General features: G+C 54.2%; 1 protein-coding gene. It reads right to left on the bottom strand.

Annotated features, from left to right (window positions below):
- A partial coding sequence (locus KZZ04_RS19710) for a reverse transcriptase domain-containing protein (RefSeq protein ID WP_257903700.1) occupies positions 1-260 on the bottom strand: 260 nt, incomplete at both ends.

The following is a 260-nucleotide window of genomic DNA, read 5'->3' as shown; positions in this document are numbered from 1 at the left end:
AGCCATTCTTTCGAACAACCAGTGATGATGAAATCATCTGCATAACGCACCACGCGCATTTTTCGGGCTGTCCACTTCGCGTTGGGAAATCTCTTCGCCAGCATCGCTTCCAACCCATCCAGCGTCATGTTCGCCAACCCCGGGGATATGATGCCTCCCTGCGGGGTTCCGGCGTGGCTGGGGAATAGCTGCTTTTGGTAGACATAACCAGCCCGGAGCCATTTCTGCAAAATCGCCTTGTCCATGGGAATGTTGGCGAT

This window comes from Pseudoalteromonas sp. CR1 (assembly GCF_019392235.1).
Classification (GTDB): Bacteria; Pseudomonadota; Gammaproteobacteria; order Enterobacterales; family Alteromonadaceae; genus Pseudoalteromonas.
Note: the sequence above shows the minus strand (reverse complement) of the source record. Positions and strands in the feature narration are given on the sequence as shown.